A 19,790-nucleotide genomic window follows, 5' to 3' on the forward strand; every position below is an offset into this window, starting at 1 on the left:
CAGGCTTATCCCCGCGCGACCGGTCAGGCCTTGTTGGTCGCCGGACGGCCACCGCGGCCCTGACGGCGACGCTTGTGGCTGCCGGTGTTCTCACCGGTGCCGGCAGCCGAATGACCATGCGGACGATGCGACGGCGGACGACCGCCACCGTTGCCACCACCCGTACCGCCGCCGCCCTGACGTGCCTGGCCGTTGCCGGCCGGGCGGCCGCCACCGTTGCCGCCGCTCTGCGCACGCGGCTGGCGCTGCTGGCCGCCACCCTGCTTCGGACGCGGCGCACCTGCGTCGAGGCGAAGCGGGGTGCTCGGCTCGAAGCCGGCGATGTTGGCGATCTCGAGGTCCGTCTTGAGCAGGCGGCCGATATCGCGCAGCAGGCCCGACTCATCGTGGCTGACCAGCGAGATGGCTTCGCCCGTCGCGCCGGCGCGGCCGGTACGGCCGATGCGGTGCACGTAATCCTCGGCGACCATGGGCAGGTCGAAGTTGATCACGACCGGCAACTGATCGATGTCGATACCGCGGGCGGCGATGTCCGTCGCGACCAGCACCGTGATGCGGTTGGTCTTGAAGTCGGACAGGGCGCGGGTGCGGGCATTCTGGCTCTTGTTGCCGTGGATCGCGGCGGACTTGATGCCGAACTGCTCCAGGTGACGGACCAGCTTGTCGGCGCCATGCTTGGTGCGGCTGAAGACCAGCGTCTGGCGACGGCTGTCCTGCGAGAGGATGTGCAGCAGCAGGTCGCGCTTCTTCGCGGCGTCGACCGGGTGCACACGGTGCGTGACCGTGTTGGCGACGGTATTGGCCGGAGCGGTCGAAATCTCGCGCGGGCTGCGCATGAACTGCTGGGCGAGCGCCTTGATCTCCGGCGCGAAGGTGGCCGAGAACAGCAGCGTCTGACGCTCCTTCGGCACGGCGGCGAGGATGCGCTTGAGCGCCGGCAGGAAGCCCATGTCGAGCATGCGGTCGGCTTCGTCGAGCACCAGCACGTCGACCTTGGACAGGTTCACCGAGCGCTGCTGCATGTGGTCGATCAGGCGGCCGGGCGTTGCCACGACGATGTCGACGCCGCGACGCAGGGCGTGCAGCTGGTTGCCCATGCCGACGCCGCCGAAGATGACGGTGCTGGAGAGCGGAAGATATTTGCCGTAGTCACGCAGGTTGTCCTGCACCTGGGCGGCCAGCTCGCGGGTCGGGGTGAGGATCAGCGCGCGGATCGGGCGCGCCTTCTCGCCACGCACTTCGTTGGCGATGCGCTGCAGAAGCGGCAGAGCGAATGCGGCGGTCTTGCCGGTACCCGTCTGGGCGGCGGCCATGAGGTCGTGGCCGGCGATGACCTGGGGAATGGCGGCTGCCTGGATCGGCGTCGGCTTCTCGTAGCCGGCTTCGGAAAGGGCACGCAGCAACGCGGGCGCGAGGCCCAGCGAATCGAAAGACATGGGGTGGAGCTCCTGCTTGACTCGAGCGTTCCCTGGAACCGCGCTGCGAGTTATGGATTGGCGGCCGCTAACCATGACGAAGACAGCAGGCTGGCCGGTGTCGAGCGCGCTTCCGGGGGTGGGGGAACGGGCGGGAGAATCTCCACGCCGGGGGTCCGCAAGGGAGTCGGAGCGCTTCTCGACTCGCGCAGTATACCTTATTGCGGTGCACAAATGGGGATCGGCGATTCAGCTCCGCCGCGAGGCCGTCATCAGGTAGCTGTTGTAGGGCGTCCGCCCGAACAAGGGGCGGAAATCCACCCGGATCCCCCTGGGCTCCAGCACCCCGCGGATATCCGCCTCGGTCGGGAAGTACTGAGCCCCACCGGGAATCCAGCCGACCGCCTTGATGAATTTCTCCTCCAGCACGGTAGCCCGGTATCGCCACGTGCCGTCCCGGATGACGTTGCGCAGGATCAGCACGCCATCTTCGGCGAGGTGGTCGACGGCGAACGACAAAAGGTCCGCCTGGCGTTCCCTGGGCAGGTAGTGCAGCACGTCGAGCATGGCGACGTGTCCGCGCAGGGGATGTGCCGCCGTGGCATCGGCTTCGCGCAGCGCGATGGCTTCGCCGAGTCCGGCCCGTTCCGCCGCTTCGCGGCCCATAGCGATCTTGCGCGGGTCGTGGTCGATGCCGACATAACCATCGAGCGCGTCACAGGCATGGAGATAGTGGCCGAGGAGGCCAAGCCCGCAACCGATATCCAGCATCGGCAGGCGACGTCCCGAGATGGCCTGGGCGGTAGCCGCATAGACGGGATCGCTGGCCAGCTTGCCGTGAATGTAGAGGCGGTCGCCACGGCGGCTGAAACGTGAAGCGATCCGGCGTCGGATCCGGGTATCGGAACTCATGCGGCGAGGTGTCCTTTCCTGAAGGAGGACCGGGCACCATACGCGGCACCCGGTCGTGACGGCTAGTTCTGCTGAGGTCGCTGGCTGCCCTTGGCGATGTAGGCGTCGTATTCGCCCTTATCGACCTTGCCGTCATGGTTGGTGTCGGCCTCGTTGAAATGGGCCCGCATTTCCTTCAGCGCATCGTTGTCCTTGGGCAGGTCGCTGCGCTTGATGGATTTGCCGTCTTTCGAGAGATCGGCGAACGAGGGCGCGCCGCTGTCGGTCTGCGCCATGGCGGTACCGGCGCAGAACGCGGTCAGAACGGCAAATGAAACGATGGATCGCGAGTACTTCATGAGTCCTCCGTCTGTCGTGGCGAAAGCACCAGTTTTAGCGATGACCCGTCGCCGGATCGTGAGGTGCCCGTTGGATTTTCGCGCTGTGCTAGCCTCGGCGCGGCCCGAATCTCGATGAGGAAATTCTCATGCCGCTCCCCGCCGCCCTGCGCGATCTGGACCATACACAGCGACACACCGTGTTGGCCAGCTTCCTGGGCTGGACGCTCGATGCGTTCGACTATTTCCTGCTGACCTTCGTGATCCTTGCCGTCGCTCACGAGTTCAACGTGCCGAAGCAGGAGGTCACCTACGGATTGTTCCTCACACTGGCCGCGCGTCCGATCGGGGCGCTGATCTTCGGACGACTGGCCGACCGTTACGGTCGCCGTCCTGTCCTGATGTTCGACATCGTCCTGTTTTCGGTGCTCGAGGTCGCCTGCGCCTTCGCGCCCAGTCTGGGCATCCTGCTTGGCCTGCGCTTTCTGTTCGGAATCGCCATGGGCGGTGAGTGGGGCATCGGCGCCTCGCTGGCCATGGAGTCCATTCCCGCCAGGTCGCGAGGCTTCGTATCAGGGCTGCTGCAAAGTGGCTACCCGTGCGGGTTCTTTCTCGCCGCGCTGGTCAACTGGCTGCTGGTCGACCACATCGGCTGGCGCGGGCTGTTCATCGTGGGGGCCCTTCCTGCCTTCCTCGTGCTGTACATACGCCGCAAGGTGCCCGAGTCCCCGGTCTGGGAAGGTCGCCGGTCGAAGGCCCGGGAGAGCGTGTTCGTCTCCATGCGCGGTCACTGGAAGCTCTTCATCTATCTGATGCTTCTTATGGCGGCGTTCAACATGTTCAGTCACGGCTCGCAGGACATGTATCCGACCTTCGTGCAGGAGACGCTGAGGATTCCGGCGGGCTCCGGCACCGCCTTCATGCTGACGGCGCTGCTCAACCTCGGCGCCTTGTTCGGTGGCCTGACCTTCGGCTCGTTGTCGGAGCGGATCGGGCGACGCAAGGCGATCATCATCGCGGCGGTGCTGGCCATCCCGGTCATTCCGTTGTGGACCTACGGAGGCTCCTTGCTGCTGCTGGGCCTCGGCGCGTTCCTTATTCAGGTGATGGTGCAGGGCGCCTGGGGTGTCGTTCCTACCCACCTCAACGAGCTCTCGCCCGACGCCGTCCGCGGGACCTTGCCGGGCTTTGCCTATCAGATGGGCAATCTGCTCGCGGCGATCACCGCCACCGCGCAGACCTGGCTGGCCGAGCAGCGTGGGGGCGATTTCGCGTTCGCCATGTCGACCTGGATCGCCGTCGTGGCGGCCCTGCTGGCCCTGCTGACGTGGCTGGGACCCGAAGCGCGAGGTGTCGGCTTCGGCAAGGACCGTGACGCCGCGTGACGCCGGGGCCCGCGGCCGGTAAAATGCCGCGTTTTCATCCGGTAGAAACCAACATGCAGGCTGGTAAGGACAAGGTCATCTCGTTCCACTACACGCTCACCGTCGACGGCGAGAAAGTCGAAAGCTCGGTCGAGGGCGGCGAACCGTTGTGGATCCTGCTGGGCCATGGCCAGCTCATCCCGGGCCTGGAAGCGGGCCTCGAGGGCAAGTCGGTGGGTGATACGTTCGACATCGAAATCGCCCCGGAGCAGGGTTACGGCCCGCGTCAGGAAGGCATGACCCAGCGCGTGCCGAAGAAGTACTTCCCTCAGCAGGGCAAGGGCCTCAAGGTCGGCGATTCGACCGTGCTCTCCCTCAAGGAAGGCGGCAACCGTGTCGTCGTGGTCCAGAAGATCGGCTCCAGCGTGGTCGACATCGACCTCAACCATCCGATGGCCGGCAAGCACCTGACCTTCAACGTCGACGTGCAGGTCGTCCGCGACGCGACCGAAGAAGAACTGGCCCATGGCCACGCCCACCCGAAGGGTGACGGCGAGCACTGAGCCTTTGCTTCAGTGCGTTACGACGAAAGCGCCTTCGGGCGCTTTTTTCTTGCCTGAAGGTAGGCCAGGTTCTCCGGAGAACGAAAAAAGACGGCGCCCTATGCAGGCGCCGTCTTTTTTCGATCACGTCCGCGCGGCGATTACGCCAGCGACTTGCCGTTCACCGACACGTCCACATCGACGTTGCCGCGGGTGGCGTGCGAATACGGGCAGACATCTTCGTGCGCGGTCTTGACGATGTCCTGCGCGGTGGCGTCGTCGACACCCGGCAGGCTCACCTCGAGCTTGACCTGGATGGCGAAGCCGGAGCCTTCACGCGGGCCGATCCCGACGCTGCTGGCGACCGACGCGCCGTCGACCTTGACCTTCTTCTGGCCGGCGACGAAGCGGACCGCGCCCTCGAAGCAGGCGGCATAGCCGGCTGCGAACAGCTGCTCCGGATTGCTGCCGCCACCGTTGCCACCCATTTCCTTCGGCAGGCGGAGGTCGAGCTTGATCAGGCCGTCGTCGCTCTCGACGTGACCTTCGCGGCCGCCGGCGACCTTGGCGTGGGCGGTGTAAAGAATCTTCTGCACTTTCGAGAGGTTGCTCATGGCGTTGTCCTTTGTGTGTAGGGGAGTCAGGGGCCCGGAGCTGCCGGGCGTGGAACGTATATAAGCACGCAATTAAATCGCGCGCAATATAATTAACCGAGGCGTACCGGGTTCGTTGCCATTCGTTCAGTTAAGGACGCGACGCCCGTAGACGAAGTTCTGCTTCCAGTAAGCGCCATCCAGATCGTCCAACCGTACCGTGCCGCCGGAGTTTGGGGCGTGGACGAAACGACCCTTGCCGACGTAGACGCCCACGTGGGTGACATGACCACGGCCGAAAAACACGAGGTCACCGCTGGCGAGGGCCGACTCGTCGACCTTGGGCTTGTCCAGCGCCGCCATTTCCTGGGAGGTGCGCGGCAGGCGGAGGCCGGTCGAGGTCAGATAGATGTAGTTGATCAGGCCGCTGCAGTCGAAGCCGCCCTGCGGCGTGTTTCCGCCCCAGCGGTAAGGCGTGCCTACGAGCCCGATCGCACGGAACAGGACGTCGTTGGCGGCATCGGCCGGCGGCGCGTCGGCGGGGCGCGTCGACCATTCGAGGTTCTTCGCCAGCGGTACCGCGGAGGCGGGATTGCGCTGCTGGGACGACGAGCGCTTGTGTGGGGCACTGCCGCAGGCGGCCAGCAGGCTGAGGCAAACGCCAAGCATGACCGGGCCAAGAAAGCGCGATGGGCGGGGTGATGCGGGTAACGCGGGATGCACGGGCATATCCCCTGTAAGGATCGGCATGAGTCAGACTAGCAAAACCAATGGCTTACAGGGAATACCTGTTAAAGCGCACGAGTTTATGTTCCGGACAGGCCGGCCGCGGCCATTCACACCGTTAAACTACGTGCATGGATAGATCCCGAAGCGATGTGCTGGTCATGGGCGGCGGCGTGATCGGCCTGGCCTGCGCGCTGTACCTGCTGAAGGCCGGAGCCAGCGTGCGGGTGCTCGAACAGGGGCTGCCGGGCAGCGGCAGCTCCCACGGCAACTGCGGCACGATCACCCCCAGCCATGCGGGCCCTCTGACCATGCCGGGCATGGTCGGCACCGCGTTGCGTTCGCTCTGGCACCGCGATGCGCCGCTCTACGTGAGCCCCCGGCCGGACATCGCGCGCGCGCGGTGGCTGCTGGGCTTCGCGCGGCGCTGTACGTGGCGCGACTATCAGCAGGCCGGGGAAGCGCGTGGCGCCATCCTGGCCCGATCTCGCGCGCTGCTGGCCGATCTGGTCGGGAGCGAGGGGATGGCCTGCGAGTTCGAGGAGGTCGGCGAACTCTATGTCTATCGCCACGAGCGGAGCGTGCAGGCGGACCGGCCCCATGTGGAACTGCTGCGGCGCCTGGGCATGGACGTCCGCGTGCTGTTGGGCGACGACGTGCTCGCGCTGGAGCCTTCCCTGCGTGACGGCGTGGTGGGCGGCCTGCTGCATCCGGGCGATGCGCGTCTGCGACCCGACCGCTTCGTCGCCGAACTCGCACGGCGCGTGCGCGAACTCGGCGGCGCGATCGAGACGGGCGCGCGCGTGGACGAGTTCGGCTTCGATGGGGCCCGCATTTCACACGTCAGGACCACGCGTGGTGTTTTCTACGCGGATCGCGTGGTGATGGCGCTGGGCGCGTGGTCGCCGTTGCTCGGCAGACTGCTCGATATCCGTCTGCCGATGCAGCCCGGCAAGGGATACTCGCTGACCTGGGACACGCCGCCCGCGCAGTCGCCCACGCATTCGCTCGTGCTACGTGAGGCGGCGGTGTGCGTCACCCCCTGGGCGACCGGCTTCCGGCTCGGTAGCACCATGGAGTTTTCGGGCTTCGACGAAGGGCTCAATCCGGTTCGCATCGACGCGCTGCGTCGTGGCGCGGCCGCCTACCTGCGCGAGCCTGAAGGACGCGGTGAAGTGACACCCTGGTGGGGCTGGCGGCCCATGAGCGTCGACGAGCTGCCGATCATCGGTCCGAGTTCGCGCTGGTCCAATCTGGTTTACGCCACGGGGCACGGCATGCTCGGAATCAGCATGTCGGCCGCCACAGGCGAGCTGGTGGCGAACCTCCTCTCCGGACCGGCGCCGTCACTCGATCCGACACCCTATGCGCCCTCGCGTTTCGACCTGTGAACCGCCGCGCAGTCGTCGGCTTCACTCGCGCGGCGTTAGCCTCCCCATTTGATATCTGGAAGCTCTTATGACTGTGGAAGCCTTCGACCTCATCGTGATCGGCGGCGGATCGGGCGGCCTCGCGGCGGCGATACGCGCGGCGAAACATGGCGCGAAGGTGGCGCTCGTCGAACCGTCGGAGCTGGGCGGCACGTGCGTCAACGCGGGCTGCGTGCCCAAAAAGGCCATGTGGTACGCGGCGCAGATGTCCGAGGCCCAGTACATCGCGGTGGACTATGGTTTCCATGAGAAGCCCGGCAGTCTCGACTGGCCTCGCTTCATCGACCGGCGCGATGACTATATCGAGCATATCCACGCCAGTTATCGTCAGTCGCTCGACAAGGCACACGTCACGCTGGTTCACGAGCGCGCACGCTTCGTCGCGCCGGATCGCGTCCGCGCGGGCGAACGGGAACTCACCGCGCCGCACATCGTTATCGCCACAGGCTCGACACCGAAGAAGCTCGATAAGCCCGGCTTCGACCTCGGTGTGACATCGGACGGGTTCTTCCAGCTGCGCGAATGCCCGAAACGTACGGCGATCGTCGGCGGTGGCTATGTCGCCGTCGAGCTCGCGGGTGTGCTTCGCGCTCTGGGCAGCGAGGTCGACCTGTTCGTCCGCGGCAGGCTGATGGGTGGCTTCGACGAGGAGATCTCGTACCAGCTGGGTGAGGAGATGCAGAAGCATGGCATCGGTATCCATTACACGTGCCAGATCGACGCCGTCCACGAAAAAGACGGCGTCCTTTTGCTCGACTGCGACAAGGGCAGTCATCCCGGTCCGTACGATCTGCTGGTCTGGGCGGTGGGTCGCGAGGCGAATACCGAGTCGCTCGATATCGGCTCCATCGGTCTGGCGACCGATGACGAGGGTCACATCGAAGTCGACGATTTTCAGAACACCAACGTGCCCGGGATCTATGCGGTGGGCGACGTGACCCAGCGGCTGGCGCTGACCCCGGTGGCCGTGTCCGCCGGGCGCAAGCTGGCCGACCGGTTGTTCGGAGGCAAACCGAACGCGCGGCTCGACTACCGGAACGTTCCTACCGTCGTGTTCTCGCATCCGCCACTGGGCACCGTCGGCATGTCCGAGGAACAGGCCCGGGAGGCCTATGGCGCGGACGTGCACCTGTACAAGCAATCGTTCGTGCCCATGCAGCTCGCGCTGGCGCAGCGACCGATGAAGGTCCGCTTCAAGCTGATCTGCACCGGCGAAGACTCGCGCATCGTCGGCATGCAGATGCTGGGCCCCGGCGTGGACGAGATCCTCCAGGGCTTCGCCGTGGCCATCAAGATGGGTGCCACCAAGGAGGATTTCGACGCCACCCTGGCCGTGCATCCGACATCGGCCGAAGAGATGGTGACCATGGGCGATCGCGTGCCCGGTTGAGCGCTACACTGAGCCCATGATTCCGTACACCCTTCATCGCGGCAACGCGCCGCTCCTGATCAGCCTGCCGCACAACGGCAGCGCCATTCCCGACGATATCGGCGCCCGCATGAAGCGCCGGGCACGCCGTTCGGTGGACACCGACTGGCACGTGGCCGAGCTATATGACTTCGCCCGGAGCATGGGCGCCAGCGTCATCAAGCCTTTCGCGTCCCGCTACGTGGTCGATCTCAACCGTCCCTCTGACGGGCATGCCCTGTATCCCGGGCAGGCCGAGACCGGCCTGGCGCCGACGGTCATGTTCGACGGCAGCCCGATCTACCGGCCGGGTGCCGAGCCCGACGCGGCCGAGATCGCCGATCGCGTGACGCGTTGGTGGAAACCGTACCACCAGGCTCTGGGCGACGAGATCGCCCGCCTGCGCAAGCAGTTTGGACGTGTCGTGCTGTGGGAAGGCCATTCGATCCGCAGTGAAGTGCCGATGCTGTTCGACGGTCGCCTGCCGGATTTCAATATCGGTACGGCGGATGGCGCCAGTTGCTCGCCCGGGTTGCAGGAGGCGCTGGTCGGCGTGCTCGAGGGGCAGGGCGACTACAGCTTTGCCGTCAACGGGCGCTTCAAGGGCGGGCATATCACCCGTCATTACGGACGACCGGACAAGGGTATCGACGCGATCCAGCTCGAGCTGTCGCAGATCAACTACATGGACGAGGAGTCGTTCGAGTATCTGCCCAGGAAGGCGGCCGGGGTGCAGGCGTTGATCGGCGACATGCTGAAGGTGTGTCTGGCGTCGGTTCCCGCGGTTTCCTGAGCGTTCTGGCGAACGCCTACGAAGTGAATGCGGCCACACACTTCAGCTCGATCGCGATCGCCGTAGGCAACGCATTCACCTCCACGGTGGTGCGGCACGCATCCACCCCCGCGAACGCCTCCGCGTAAAGCCGGTTATACGCTTCAAAATCGCCCGCCATATCGGTCAGGTAAACCGTCACATCGACCAGGTCCTCGAACCGGGCGCCGCTGGCTTCGAGCACCGCGCGAACATTGGCGAACACCTGGCGGCACTGCGCTTCGATGTCGTGGCTGACGAGCGTTCCGTCCGCATCGACCACGTTGCCGGGGATCGAATTGTCCGCGGGTACACGCGGGCCGATGCCTGAGAGGAAGAGCAACGAACCCACCCGCCGGGCGTGCGGATAAGCGCCGACGGGCTTCGGTGCGCCCCCGACACGGATGACGTCATGACCCATGGTCGATGCAGACATTTCTGGCCTCGGTGAAAAAACGCATGGCTTCGACGCCGCCTTCGCGGCCGATACCCGACTGACCCGAGCCGCCGAAAGGCGTGCGCAGGTCGCGCAGCATCCAGCAGTTGACCCAGACGATGCCGAACCGCAGGCGCGCCGAAAACCGGTGTGCCCGCGAGACATCCCGCGTCCACACCGAGGCGGCCAGCCCGTAATTCGTACCGTTGGCGATCGCCAGGGCGTCGTCCTCGCTGTCGAAGGGGATCAGCGTAACGACCGGGCCGAAGATTTCGTCCTGATTGGTCGCCGCCTCCGGCGGCAGCCCTTCGATGACCGTGGGTGCGACGAACCAGCCCTCTGCGCAGCGACCGTCCACCTGCACGCGCTCTCCTCCTGTCAGCAGACGTCCGCCTTCCTGGCGCGCACGTTCGATGCATCCCATGACCTTGTCGAAGTGCGCCCGCGAGACCAGCGCGCCGAGATCGCTCGTCGCGTCGTTTGGATCGCCGGTACGCAGTGCGCCGACACGCTCCAGGTAGGCCGAGCGAAAACGCTCGTAGATGCTTCGCTGCACCAGCAGGCGCGATCCGCAGAGGCAGATTTCACCCTGGTTCGCGAAGCCCGAACGGACGATCGTGCTCATCGCCGCGTCGGAAAAATCGAAATCGTCGAAGACGACAGTGGGATTCTTGCCGCCGAGCTCCAGCGACACCTTCTTGAGCTGCGCCGCCGCCGCGGAGGCGATGGCGATACCCGTGCGCGTGCTGCCCGTGAACGAGACGGCCTTGACGCCCTCGTGCGTGACGACCGCCTCGCCGACGGCGGGCCCCGTCCCGTGGACGATGTTGAGGACGCCAGGCGGGAAGCCCGCGTCGCAGGCCAGCGTGCCGAGCAGCCATGCGGTATACGGCGTCACTTCCGAAGGCTTGGCCACCACGGTGTTGCCGGCGGCCAGCGCGGGGGCGATCTTCCACGTGAACAGATAGAGCGGAAGATTCCACGGACTGATGCAGCCGACGACGCCCAGGGGAAGCCGTAGCGTGTAATTGATGGCGCCGCGCTCCATCGCGTGCGACTCGCTGCTCCATTGCGTCGCGGCGGCCGCGAAGAAACGAAGGTTGGCGATCGCACGAGGGATATCCAGCGTGCGTGCGAGAGCGAGCGGCTTGCCGCTGTCCTGCGACTCCGCCGCGGCGAAGGCGGCGAGGCGCGCTTCGATCCGATCGGCAAGACGGGACAGGCACGCGGCGCGCGCGTCGGCCGGGGTCGACGCCCATCCGGCGGCGGCCTGTGAGGCGGCGCTCAGGGCGTCCGCGACGTCGGCCGCATCGGAATCGGGGCACCGGGCAAAGACGTGGCTCGTGGCCGGGTCGATGACGTCGAGATAGCGATCGCCCCGTGGCGCGCGTGCCTTCCCGTCGATGAGGTTGGCGAGAACGATCATGGCTGCCTCAGTTGAGGTTTCGGGTGCGCCCGCCGTCGACAGCCAGGCTCACGCCATTGACGTAGCCGGCGGCCGGACTGGCCAGGAAGGCGATCGCGGCGGCCACCTCGGCCGGTTCGCCGAAGCGCGCCGCGGGAACGCTGGCAAGCAGATCGCGCTCCACGTCCTCGCGGCTGCGACCGTTCCCGCGCCTGGCCTCGATCAGTTCCTCGGTGCGCGAGGTGCGCGTATAGCCCGGCAGCACGTTGTTCACCGTGATGCCGTCGGCGGCCACTTCCGATGCGAGCGTCTTGGCCCAGCCGGCCGTGGCGGCACGTACGGTATTGGACACGCCCAGGTTCGGGATCGGCGCCTTGACCGAGGTGGAGACCACATTGATCACGCGGCCGTAGTGCGCCCCGCGCATGCCGGGAAGGCAGGCCTGGGTAATGACCTGGGCCGCCAGCACGTGCTGGCGAAAGGCCGTCAGGTAGTCGTCCGGCGCGGCGGACCATGCGGGACCTGGCGGTGGCCCGCCGCTGTTGTTCACCACGATATGCACGGCATGCAGGCTGACCACTCGCGCGATAGCCGTGGTCAGGCCGGCGGTGTCGAGCATGTCGACGGCGAGGTGGTCGTGGGACTGGCCGGCATGCCGGGCGGGCAGCTCGCGGGCGAGGGCGGCGAGCGCATCCGCGGAGCGGGATAACAGGGTGACGCTGGCGCCCAGTTCGGCCAGCTCGAAGGCGGTGGCGCGGCCGATGCCTTGCGATGCGCCGCAGATCAGCGCGTGTCGACCGGTGAGGCGAAGATCCATGCGAGCTCCCTGCGGCGGGTGAACGGAATCAGTGTTGCTTCATCGCCCACCACTGTAACGCCATCGCGGCCAACCAGCACGGCCACGCGAGCCAGGGGGCACGTCGCCACAAGGCCTGCCAGCGGTTGAGCTGGTCATCGTTGAACAGGGCAGGAGCGTCCGAGCGCAGGACGCGGCGCACGCGCAGCCAGTTGGACAAGCCGTTCGGGCGACCGGAGTCGGCCTCGACGATGGTTTTCCACTGGTCCGGATAGCGCTTGCGCAGTGTCGCCGTGAAGCGCCACTGCGCAACGATGTGCAGGACGAAGAACGCGACCGCGCCCAGCAAGAGAAGAAGATAGAGGAGAACCGCGGTCTGCATGATCGGGTCAGCTGTCCTTGTCTTTTTTCTTCGCGTCGGTGCCGAGAAGATCGGTGGTCACCACATCGCGAATGGTCGAGATGACGCCGTTACCCTGCGACGCCTTCGAGCAGACGGCGTTGCCGATCGCCTTCTTGTACGTATCGTTCTGCATGCCCAGGAACAGCACGCCGTCCGGGCCGTGCGGGATCTTGAAGCTTCCCGCCGAGCTCATCTTGACGGGCGCTTCCGCCGAGAAGCTGCTGGGCGACTGCTCCCAGTAGGTCTGGCTCTTCTGCTGCTTGGCCGACGAATACACGACCAGGTAGCGCGCCTTGTCGTCTTCGACCTTGAACTTGCCGAAGGCGCCGGTCGTCTCGTTGGTCCAGCCCATGTACTCGCAGAGCTGGATGTCTTCCGCGTGCAGCGGCTGGAAGGCATCGTCCAGCAGCACCATGGTCGGGGCGAAGAGGTAGCTGGAGCTGAGCCAGCGACCGTTGAGTTCGGCTTTCAGCGCGATCGTGTACGGCATCTGCGCGCCCGCCGGCAGGCGGAACGCGAGGAAGTAGCTGCGGTCGCCGTTGAGATTGGCGACCGGGCTGTCCTTCGTCAGTTCGAACCGCTGCGGCTGCCAGGGCAGCATGTCCTGGTAGGAGAGGTCGGCGAAGCTGCCACAGCACGGCGAGGCGTCTTCGAGCGACTTGCGTGCGGCGTCGATCGCGGCCGTCGTTTTTTCCGGCGGACGGAAGTTCGGCGGCACGATCGCGCCCATCGTATGGCAGGCGGCGAGGCCCAGCAGGGCCACGGCGATCAACAGGGGACGTACGACGTGTGGGGGCATGGTCTTCAGTCGGGGAATGATCAGAACTCGGCGCTCCCTGCCGCGCGAGGGTAGGGGATAGCGTCACGGATGTTGGCCAGACCGCAGACGTAGACCAGCAGGCGCTCGAAGCCCAGACCGAAGCCGGCATGCGGCACGGTGCCGTAGCGGCGCAGGTCGCGGTACCAGTTGTAGGTGTCCTTATCGAGCTTGAACTGGTCCATGCGGCGGTCGAGGTAGTCCAGGCGTTCCTCGCGCTGAGCACCGCCGATGATCTCGCCGATGCCGGGTGCGAGGACGTCCATGGCCGCCACAGTCTTGCCGTCGTCGTTGAGGCGCATATAGAACGCCTTGATCTCTTCGGGGTAGTTCATGACGACCACGGGACGGCCGATATGTTCCTCGGCGAGGTAGCGCTCGTGCTCGGTCTGCAGGTCGATACCCCAGGCGACCGGGTGTTCGAATTTTTTTCCGGACTTCTGCAGGATCTCGACGGCCTCGGTGTACTGGATGCGCTCGAACGGCTTGGCGATGAACGCTTCCAGGCGCGTGATGGCGTCCGGCTGCACGCGTTCGGCGAAGAACGCCATGTCGTCCTGGCGCTCGTCCAGCACGGCCTTGAAGATGCCCTTGAGGAACAGCTCGGCCAGATCGGCGTTGTCGTTCAGGTCGGCGAAGGCCACTTCGGGCTCGACCATCCAGAACTCGGCCAGATGGCGCGTGGTGTTGGAGTTTTCGGCGCGGAAGGTGGGGCCGAACGTGTACACCTTGCTCATCGCCATGGCATAGCCTTCGACGTTGAGCTGGCCGGACACGGTGAGGAAGGCCTCGCGACCGAAGAAGTCCTTCTTCCAGTCGATCCCGCCCTTGTCGTCGCGCGGCAGGTTTGCCAGGTCGAGCGTGGAAAGGCGGAACATGTCGCCGGCGCCTTCGGCGTCGGAGGTGGTGATGATCGGCGTGTTGATCCAGAAGAAGCCCTGCTCCGTCAGGATCCGGTGGATCGCCATCATCATGGTGTGGCGGACGCGGGTGACGGCCCCGAACAGGTTGGTGCGCGGGCGCAGGTGGGCGACCTCGCGCAGGAACTCCATCGAGTGCTGCTTGGGCTGGATGGGGTAGGTAAGCGGGTTCTCGACGAAGCCGGTGACCTCGATGCGGGTGGCCTGGATCTCGAAGGCCTGGCCCTTGCCCTGCGACGGCACAAGCTTGCCGGTGGCGATCACGCCGGCGCCGGCGGAGAGGTGCTTTACGTCGGTCTCGTAGTTGGCGAGATCCGAGGTGGCGACCACCTGGATGGGGGCGAAGCAGGAGCCATCGCTCACGTTAACGAAGGAGAGGCCACCCTTGGACTCGCGCAGGGTGCGCACCCAGCCGCGGACCGTGACTTCGTGTTCGCCTGCGGTCGTACCGCCGGCGAGGGCCTGCTTGACGCTTACCACCGTCATCGATTGAAACTCCAGAAAAGGCGCCGCACATAAGGAGGGCGCGTGGGACGCGACCTTGCATGATAATGTAAGGGTCACGTGAACGGCACCGTTCCCGGGTATATCACGGTAATAAAACGATTTCATGAGCATCCAGATCACTCCCGCCGCCTCCGACCGCATGCGCGCCTTCCTGTCCCGGGCACCTGAGGCCGCGGGCGTGCGTTTTTCCGTCAAGCGAATGGGCTGCTCGGGCTTCGGCTACGTGGTCGACCTGGCCGGCGCCATCGCCGACGAGGATCAGGTGCTCGATATCGACGGGATCCGCGTCGTGGTCGACCCGAAGAGCCTGCCCCTGGTCGACGGCACCCTGATCGACTTTCAGCGTCAGGGCCTGAACGCCTCCTTCGTTTTCCACAACCCCAACGCCACCGGCGAATGCGGCTGTGGCGAGAGCTTCACCGTCTCGTAAGCCTCGCCGCTTGCGATAACCTCCCGAATCTCCTTACAATGCGCGGCTGGCTCTCCCCAAACGAGGGTCTTCTTGCCTCACCGCACGTCGCGGGAGGCTGCCATCCCCGGAAGGGGTGCATCCACAAGGAGTCACCATGCGTCATTACGAAGTCGTGTTCCTGGTCCATCCGGACCAGAGCGAACAGGTGCCCGCCATGATCGAGCGCTACAAGGCGCTGATCGAAGGCGACAACGGCACGATCCACCGTCTGGAAGACTGGGGCCGCCGTCAGCTGGCTTACCCGATCGCCAACCTCGCCAAGGCTCACTACGTGATGCTGAACATCGAGGTTTCGCAGAACGCCCTCAACGAGCTCGAGACGGGCTTCCGTTTCAACGACGCTGTCCTGCGCCACCTCGTGGTCCGCCGCGACGAAGCCGACACCGAGCCGTCCTTCATCCTGAAGAGCAAGGAAAAGGATGAGCAGAAGGGTTCGCGTCGCCGTGACGACGACAGCGACGGCGACGACCGCCGTGGTGGTCGCGACAACGACAACGATCGCGACAGCGACGACTAATCGGGGATCACAGACATGTCCAAGTTCTTCCGCCGCCGTAAGTTCTGCCGCTTCACCGCTGAAGGCGTGAAAGAGATCGATTACAAGGATCTCAACACCCTGCGTCAGTACGTGACCGAGAACGGCAAGATCGTCCCGAGCCGCATCACCGGCACGAAGGCCCGCTACCAGCGTCAGCTGGCGACCGCGATCAAGCGCGCTCGCTTCCTCTCGCTGCTGCCGTACACCGACAACCACGACGTCTGATTTTTCAGGCGTCTCATTTCGGACAACCGTCCTGGCTGCATGGGGCCCAACCCGTGCTAACGAAAGTAAGGAATATTTATGGAACTCATTCTCCTCGAGAAGGTGAAGAACCTCGGCAACCTCGGCGACAAGGTCAGCGTCAAGCCGGGTTACGGTCGTAACTTCCTCCTCCCGACCGGCAAGGCCGCTCGCGCGACCGCCGCCAACCTCGAAGCGTTCGAAGCACGTCGTGCCGAGTACGAAGCCAAGGCCAAGGAACAACTGGCCGGCGCCGAGGGTCGTGCCGCCAAGCTCGACGGCGCGGAAGTCACCATCGAAGTCAACGCTTCGCCGGAAGGCAAGCTGTTCGGCTCGGTGACCCCGCGTGACGTGGCCGAGGCATTCGTCGCCAAGGGCTACGAAGTCGACAAGAGCGAAGTGATCCAGGCCGAAGGCCCGTTCCGCAACACCGGCGAATACGATGTCACCATCGTGCTCCACGCCGATATCCAGCAGACGGTCAAGGTCAAGGTCGTCGGCGCGTAAGCACCGGCTACCGGCAACACCGAAGCGGGCGCCCTTGTGGCGCCCGTTTTTTTTGCCTCGCGCCGATGGACTCGGTCATGCCGCGCTCCGGCAGGAGCCAGCCCTTCCGTGCCCCGGCAGGAGCCGCCGTTCCGTGCTCCGGCAGGCGCCAGTCCTTCCGCGCTCCTGTAGGAGCCAGCCCGTCCGTGCTCCTGTAGGAGCCAGCCCTGCTGGCGACAGCCAACGAAGCGGCGAAGCGGCAACCCTCAATTTGCGTAACATCTCACAAGCCAACGCAGCATCCGTCATCGTCGAGCGTCCGCCCGCCCCAGCCAAAGCCCCGCCCAGCGCGGCTTCCGCCAGACCCCGTCCACCTCGCATTGGCTCCAGCCAACTCCCCCACCTAAAGTCACGCCCTTTGCGCAGTCAGCAAGCGAGCGGTCATGGGCAAGTGGTGGTGGCGGTCATGCATGGGCGTGGCTGGCGGTTCGATCATGGGAATGTCGGCCTGGGCTGCCGATGCACCGGCAGAGGCGGAAAGCGCGCCCTACATCGAGGCACGCTACCGTTACAGCAATCTCCATTCCGACGGTGCGCCTAAGCGAGGTCACGCCAACACGTTGCGCACGCAGCTTGGCTATCACTGGGTGATCGGCAACGGCTGGAGCGTCTACGGCGAAGGCACCCGCACGTGGGCGCTGTTCGGTCAGCAATACGATGATGGCTCGGCCCGTATCACCCCCTATCCAACCGAAGCGGATCCCGCCTCCACTGGCGTGACCAATGCGTGGGCGGAGTATCGCGACGACGCGTTCGCCGTGCGCGCCGGACGTCAGTACGTGCTTCTCGATGCCGGCCGTTTCATAAGCAACAACCCATGGCGGCAGAACCTGCAATCCTACGACGGTGTGCAGCTGTCCTGGAAAGCGTGGCAGGGAGCCGACCTGCGCTACTTCTGGCTGGGCCGCGCGAACCGTACGCCTGGGTTCGATTTTCACGACCGTGACCAGCGTCGGTGGAAGCTCGCAGCGCACCTGCTGCACCTGGATCAGGCATTGTCGGTGGGTAAGCTGGCCGCCTACGGCTATTTCATCCGCAACGACACGGTGGCCGCCAACTCAACGAAGACGGCCGGCGCCCGCTGGACGGGCTCCTACCAGCCTGCTGCCAGCGCGGCGAAACTGGGCTGGACCGTGGACGTGGCCCGTCAGTACGACTACGCGAATAACCCCGCGCGGTTCAGTCTGGGCTACCACCTGTTCGAGGTGAGCTACGGCCTGCCAGCACTTTCCGGGCGCGCCGGTGAGGAGAAGCTTGACGGCAACGGGCGCAACGCGGTCAACGTCGCCTACGGCGTGGCTCGCGCCTTCAACGGCTGGGTGGTGGCTTTCCGCATTCCCCGCACCGGTTTACGCGAACGCTACGTCGGTGTCCTCGGCAGCGTCGATGCGGGCCGCAAGATAAGCTGGCAGGTCACGTCGCGGCATTTCCGGGCAGAGAAGGGCGGTGCGCTGCTGGGCCGTGAACTGGATGCGGGCGTGCTGGTAGGGCTGGCCAGGGGCCTGACGCTGGACATCCAATATGGCGATTACCGTGCCTCATCCCACGGCGTCGATGAGCGAAAACTGTGGCTCATCGGCGAATACCGCTTCGGCCAGGCGCCGCGCTGATGGGATAACCCACAAGTTATCCACAGACTTATCCTCTCAAGGTTTGCGACAGGGGCGCGTATCATGGCGTCACGGCGACCCGGGCCCGGGTCATCAGCCGACGGCATGACGAGGTAAACGATGTCCTTCAATCCAGAGCGTGGCGAGCGCGGTGAGCGCGGCGACCGCAAGCGCCGCCGCGAGCGCGAGCCCAGCGCTTTCGAGTCCCTTCGCATCCCGCCGCACTCCATCGAGGCGGAACAGGCCGTCCTGGGCGGCCTGATGTTGTCTCCGGACTCGCTGGACAAGGTGGCCGACAAGCTGACCGACGACGACTTCTACCGCAAGGACCATCGTCTGATCTGGCGCGCCATCAACGAGCTGGCCAACAAGGGCATGCCCTGCGACGCCATCACGCTGGGCGACTGGTTCGTCGCCAACGAAATGGCCGAGATGGTCGGTGGTGCCAGCTACCTGATGGAACTGGCCAACTCCACGCCCAGCGCAGCCAATATCGCCGCTTATGGCGATATCGTGCGCGAAAAGTCGGTACTGCGCATGCTGATCGACGCGGGTACGTCGATCACCGAGGACGGTTTCCGTCCCGAAGGCAAAAGCGTTCAGGAGGTGATGGAGCTCGCCGAGCAGCGCGTGTTCCGTATCGCGGAATCGGGCGCGCGCGGTAAGAAAGACATCGTCTCCGTACGCGAAGCCGTGGGTGAGGCCTTCCGCATGCTGACAGAGCGCTATGAAAAGCGCGGCCAGCTCACCGGTCTGTCCACCGGCTTTACCGATCTCGACGAACTGACCTCGGGCTTGCAGCCGTCCGACCTGGTCATCATCGCGGCTCGTCCGTCGATGGGTAAGACGGCGTTCGCACTCAACCTCGCCGAAGCGGCGGCGATGCGCGGCAAGAAGGCCGTGGCGGTGTTCTCGATGGAAATGTCGGCCTCACAGCTGGCCTTCCGTCTGATCTCGTCGCTCGGTCGCGTGCACGCGCAGCACCTGCGAAACGGCGATCTGGCCGAAGAAGACTGGCCGCGCGTCACGTCGGCGATCACCATGCTCTCCGATGCGAAGATCTTCATCGACGACACGCCAGCCATGTCGCCGGTGGAAATGCGCTCGCGTTCGCGTCGTCTGCAGCGCGAACACGGGCTGGGCCTCATCGTGATCGATTACCTGCAGCTGATGCAGGTGCCCGGCAACAGCGAAAACCGCGCGACGGAGATCTCGGAAATTTCCCGCGGCCTCAAGGCGCTGGCGAAGGAACTCAATGTGCCGGTGATCGCGCTGTCGCAGCTGAACCGTTCATTGGAGCAGCGCGCCGACAAGCGTCCGATGATGTCCGATCTTCGCGAGTCCGGCGCTATCGAGCAGGATGCCGACGTCATCATGTTCATCTACCGCGACGAGTACTACAACAAGGAATCGCCCGATAAGGGCCTGGCCGAAATCATCATCGGCAAGCAGCGTAACGGTCCGACGGACACGGTGAAACTGGCCTTCCTCGGTCACTACACCAAGTTCGAGAACTGGACGCCGGAATCCTACGTGGGGTCGTTCGACTAGCTTGCCGCTTTGATTGTCTTTCATGTGT

The 19,790-nt window shown here is 65.3% G+C and carries 22 protein-coding genes; 11 read left to right on the forward strand and 11 right to left on the reverse strand.

The annotated features are described in order from the left end of the window. Nucleotides 1-23: 23 nt before the first annotated feature. The 3 genes from BLT40_RS01455 to BLT40_RS01465 all read right to left on the reverse strand — a co-directional run bounded on the left by BLT40_RS01455 (nt 24) and on the right by BLT40_RS01465 (nt 2,665). On the reverse strand, nt 24-1,436 hold the full coding sequence (locus tag BLT40_RS01455) for a DEAD/DEAH box helicase (protein WP_079522113.1): 1,413 nt from the start codon (nt 1,434-1,436) through the stop codon (nt 24-26). Between the two features lie 228 nt (nt 1,437-1,664). Continuing rightward, nucleotides 1,665-2,327, reverse strand: coding sequence for a class I SAM-dependent methyltransferase (locus BLT40_RS01460; RefSeq protein WP_090350902.1), 663 nt, complete (start codon nt 2,325-2,327; stop codon nt 1,665-1,667). Nucleotides 2,328-2,389: 62 nt separating this feature from the next. Next, nucleotides 2,390-2,665, reverse strand: a complete 276-nt coding sequence (locus BLT40_RS01465) for a hypothetical protein (protein ID WP_079522111.1) — start codon at nt 2,663-2,665, stop codon at nt 2,390-2,392. A 128-nt stretch (nt 2,666-2,793) separates the two neighbouring features. Here BLT40_RS01465 and BLT40_RS01470 point away from each other — a divergent pair, with 128 nt between their 5' ends. Both BLT40_RS01470 and BLT40_RS01475 read left to right on the forward strand, forming a co-directional pair. Then, nucleotides 2,794-4,029, forward strand: a complete 1,236-nt coding sequence (locus BLT40_RS01470) for an MFS transporter (protein WP_079522110.1) — start codon at nt 2,794-2,796, stop codon at nt 4,027-4,029. 53 nt (nt 4,030-4,082) lie between these two features. Beyond that, complete coding sequence (locus BLT40_RS01475; RefSeq protein ID WP_036117288.1) at nt 4,083-4,571, forward strand: FKBP-type peptidyl-prolyl cis-trans isomerase; 489 nt, start codon at nt 4,083-4,085, stop codon at nt 4,569-4,571. A 140-nt stretch (nt 4,572-4,711) separates the two neighbouring features. On the opposite strand, the gene BLT40_RS01480 is transcribed toward BLT40_RS01475, so the two are convergent. Then, entirely contained in the window at nt 4,712-5,164 is a 453-nt protein-coding gene (locus BLT40_RS01480; protein WP_079522109.1) for an organic hydroperoxide resistance protein, read from the reverse strand. A gap of 126 nt (nt 5,165-5,290) precedes the next feature. Next, nucleotides 5,291-5,812: a C40 family peptidase gene (locus BLT40_RS01485; protein ID WP_090350904.1), complete on the reverse strand. Its 522-nt coding sequence runs from the start codon at nt 5,810-5,812 to the stop codon at nt 5,291-5,293. Nucleotides 5,813-6,000: 188 nt separating this feature from the next. Between BLT40_RS01485 and BLT40_RS01490 the strand changes: the two genes are divergently transcribed. From BLT40_RS01490 to hutG, 3 genes are all read left to right on the forward strand, one after another. Next, nucleotides 6,001-7,260, forward strand: coding sequence for an NAD(P)/FAD-dependent oxidoreductase (locus BLT40_RS01490; protein ID WP_090350906.1), 1,260 nt, complete (start codon nt 6,001-6,003; stop codon nt 7,258-7,260). A gap of 67 nt (nt 7,261-7,327) precedes the next feature. Next, nucleotides 7,328-8,689 (forward strand): glutathione-disulfide reductase, encoded by a 1,362-nt coding sequence (gene gorA / locus BLT40_RS01495; RefSeq protein ID WP_218124508.1) that lies wholly within the window; start codon nt 7,328-7,330, stop codon nt 8,687-8,689. A 16-nt stretch (nt 8,690-8,705) separates the two neighbouring features. Then, nucleotides 8,706-9,500, forward strand: a complete 795-nt coding sequence (gene hutG, locus BLT40_RS01500; RefSeq protein WP_090350909.1) for an N-formylglutamate deformylase — start codon at nt 8,706-8,708, stop codon at nt 9,498-9,500. A gap of 16 nt (nt 9,501-9,516) precedes the next feature. On the opposite strand, the gene BLT40_RS01505 is transcribed toward hutG, so the two are convergent. From BLT40_RS01505 to asnS, 6 genes are read right to left on the reverse strand one after another with little or no spacing between them, the layout of a single operon-like run. Beyond that, nucleotides 9,517-9,939: a RidA family protein gene (locus BLT40_RS01505; RefSeq protein WP_090350911.1), complete on the reverse strand. Its 423-nt coding sequence runs from the start codon at nt 9,937-9,939 to the stop codon at nt 9,517-9,519. Further along, the gene (locus BLT40_RS01510) at nt 9,929-11,380 is read right to left on the reverse strand and encodes an aldehyde dehydrogenase (protein ID WP_090350913.1); all 1,452 of its coding nucleotides are present in this window, start codon (nt 11,378-11,380) and stop codon (nt 9,929-9,931) included. The genes BLT40_RS01505 and BLT40_RS01510 overlap by 11 nt, the downstream gene beginning before the upstream one ends. A gap of 7 nt (nt 11,381-11,387) precedes the next feature. Then, nucleotides 11,388-12,176, reverse strand: coding sequence for an SDR family oxidoreductase (locus BLT40_RS01515; RefSeq protein ID WP_090350915.1), 789 nt, complete (start codon nt 12,174-12,176; stop codon nt 11,388-11,390). Between the two features lie 28 nt (nt 12,177-12,204). Further along, the gene (locus BLT40_RS01520) at nt 12,205-12,537 is read right to left on the reverse strand and encodes a hypothetical protein (protein WP_090350917.1); all 333 of its coding nucleotides are present in this window, start codon (nt 12,535-12,537) and stop codon (nt 12,205-12,207) included. A gap of 7 nt (nt 12,538-12,544) precedes the next feature. After that, nucleotides 12,545-13,357, reverse strand: coding sequence for a MalM family protein (locus BLT40_RS01525; protein WP_051943425.1), 813 nt, complete (start codon nt 13,355-13,357; stop codon nt 12,545-12,547). Between the two features lie 20 nt (nt 13,358-13,377). Then, nucleotides 13,378-14,781 carry an asparagine--tRNA ligase gene (gene asnS, locus BLT40_RS01530; RefSeq protein ID WP_079522101.1) on the reverse strand — a complete coding sequence of 468 codons (1,404 nt, stop codon included), beginning with the start codon at nt 14,779-14,781 and terminating at the stop codon, nt 13,378-13,380. Between the two features lie 124 nt (nt 14,782-14,905). Here asnS and BLT40_RS01535 point away from each other — a divergent pair, with 124 nt between their 5' ends. The 6 genes from BLT40_RS01535 (at nt 14,906) to BLT40_RS01560 (ending at nt 19,762) form a co-directional block, all read left to right on the forward strand. After that, entirely contained in the window at nt 14,906-15,232 is a 327-nt protein-coding gene (locus tag BLT40_RS01535; protein WP_079522100.1) for a HesB/IscA family protein, read from the forward strand. A gap of 136 nt (nt 15,233-15,368) precedes the next feature. After that, nucleotides 15,369-15,791 (forward strand): 30S ribosomal protein S6, encoded by a 423-nt coding sequence (gene rpsF, locus BLT40_RS01540; RefSeq protein WP_036111682.1) that lies wholly within the window; start codon nt 15,369-15,371, stop codon nt 15,789-15,791. A gap of 15 nt (nt 15,792-15,806) precedes the next feature. Then, a complete protein-coding gene (gene rpsR / locus BLT40_RS01545) occupies nt 15,807-16,037 on the forward strand; it encodes a 30S ribosomal protein S18 (RefSeq protein WP_029214018.1) in 231 nt (76 codons plus the stop codon). A 78-nt stretch (nt 16,038-16,115) separates the two neighbouring features. Further along, nucleotides 16,116-16,562 carry a 50S ribosomal protein L9 gene (gene rplI / locus BLT40_RS01550; RefSeq protein ID WP_036111689.1) on the forward strand — a complete coding sequence of 149 codons (447 nt, stop codon included), beginning with the start codon at nt 16,116-16,118 and terminating at the stop codon, nt 16,560-16,562. Nucleotides 16,563-16,984: 422 nt separating this feature from the next. Further along, the gene (locus BLT40_RS01555; protein WP_143025812.1) at nt 16,985-18,211 is read left to right on the forward strand and encodes an alginate export family protein; all 1,227 of its coding nucleotides are present in this window, start codon (nt 16,985-16,987) and stop codon (nt 18,209-18,211) included. A gap of 120 nt (nt 18,212-18,331) precedes the next feature. Next, nucleotides 18,332-19,762: a replicative DNA helicase gene (locus BLT40_RS01560; RefSeq protein WP_036111694.1), complete on the forward strand. Its 1,431-nt coding sequence runs from the start codon at nt 18,332-18,334 to the stop codon at nt 19,760-19,762. The last annotated feature ends 28 nt before the right edge of the window (nt 19,763-19,790 follow it).

It is taken from the genome of Dyella sp. 333MFSha, from assembly GCF_900102405.1.
GTDB lineage: Bacteria > Pseudomonadota > Gammaproteobacteria > Xanthomonadales > Rhodanobacteraceae > Luteibacter > Luteibacter mycovicinus.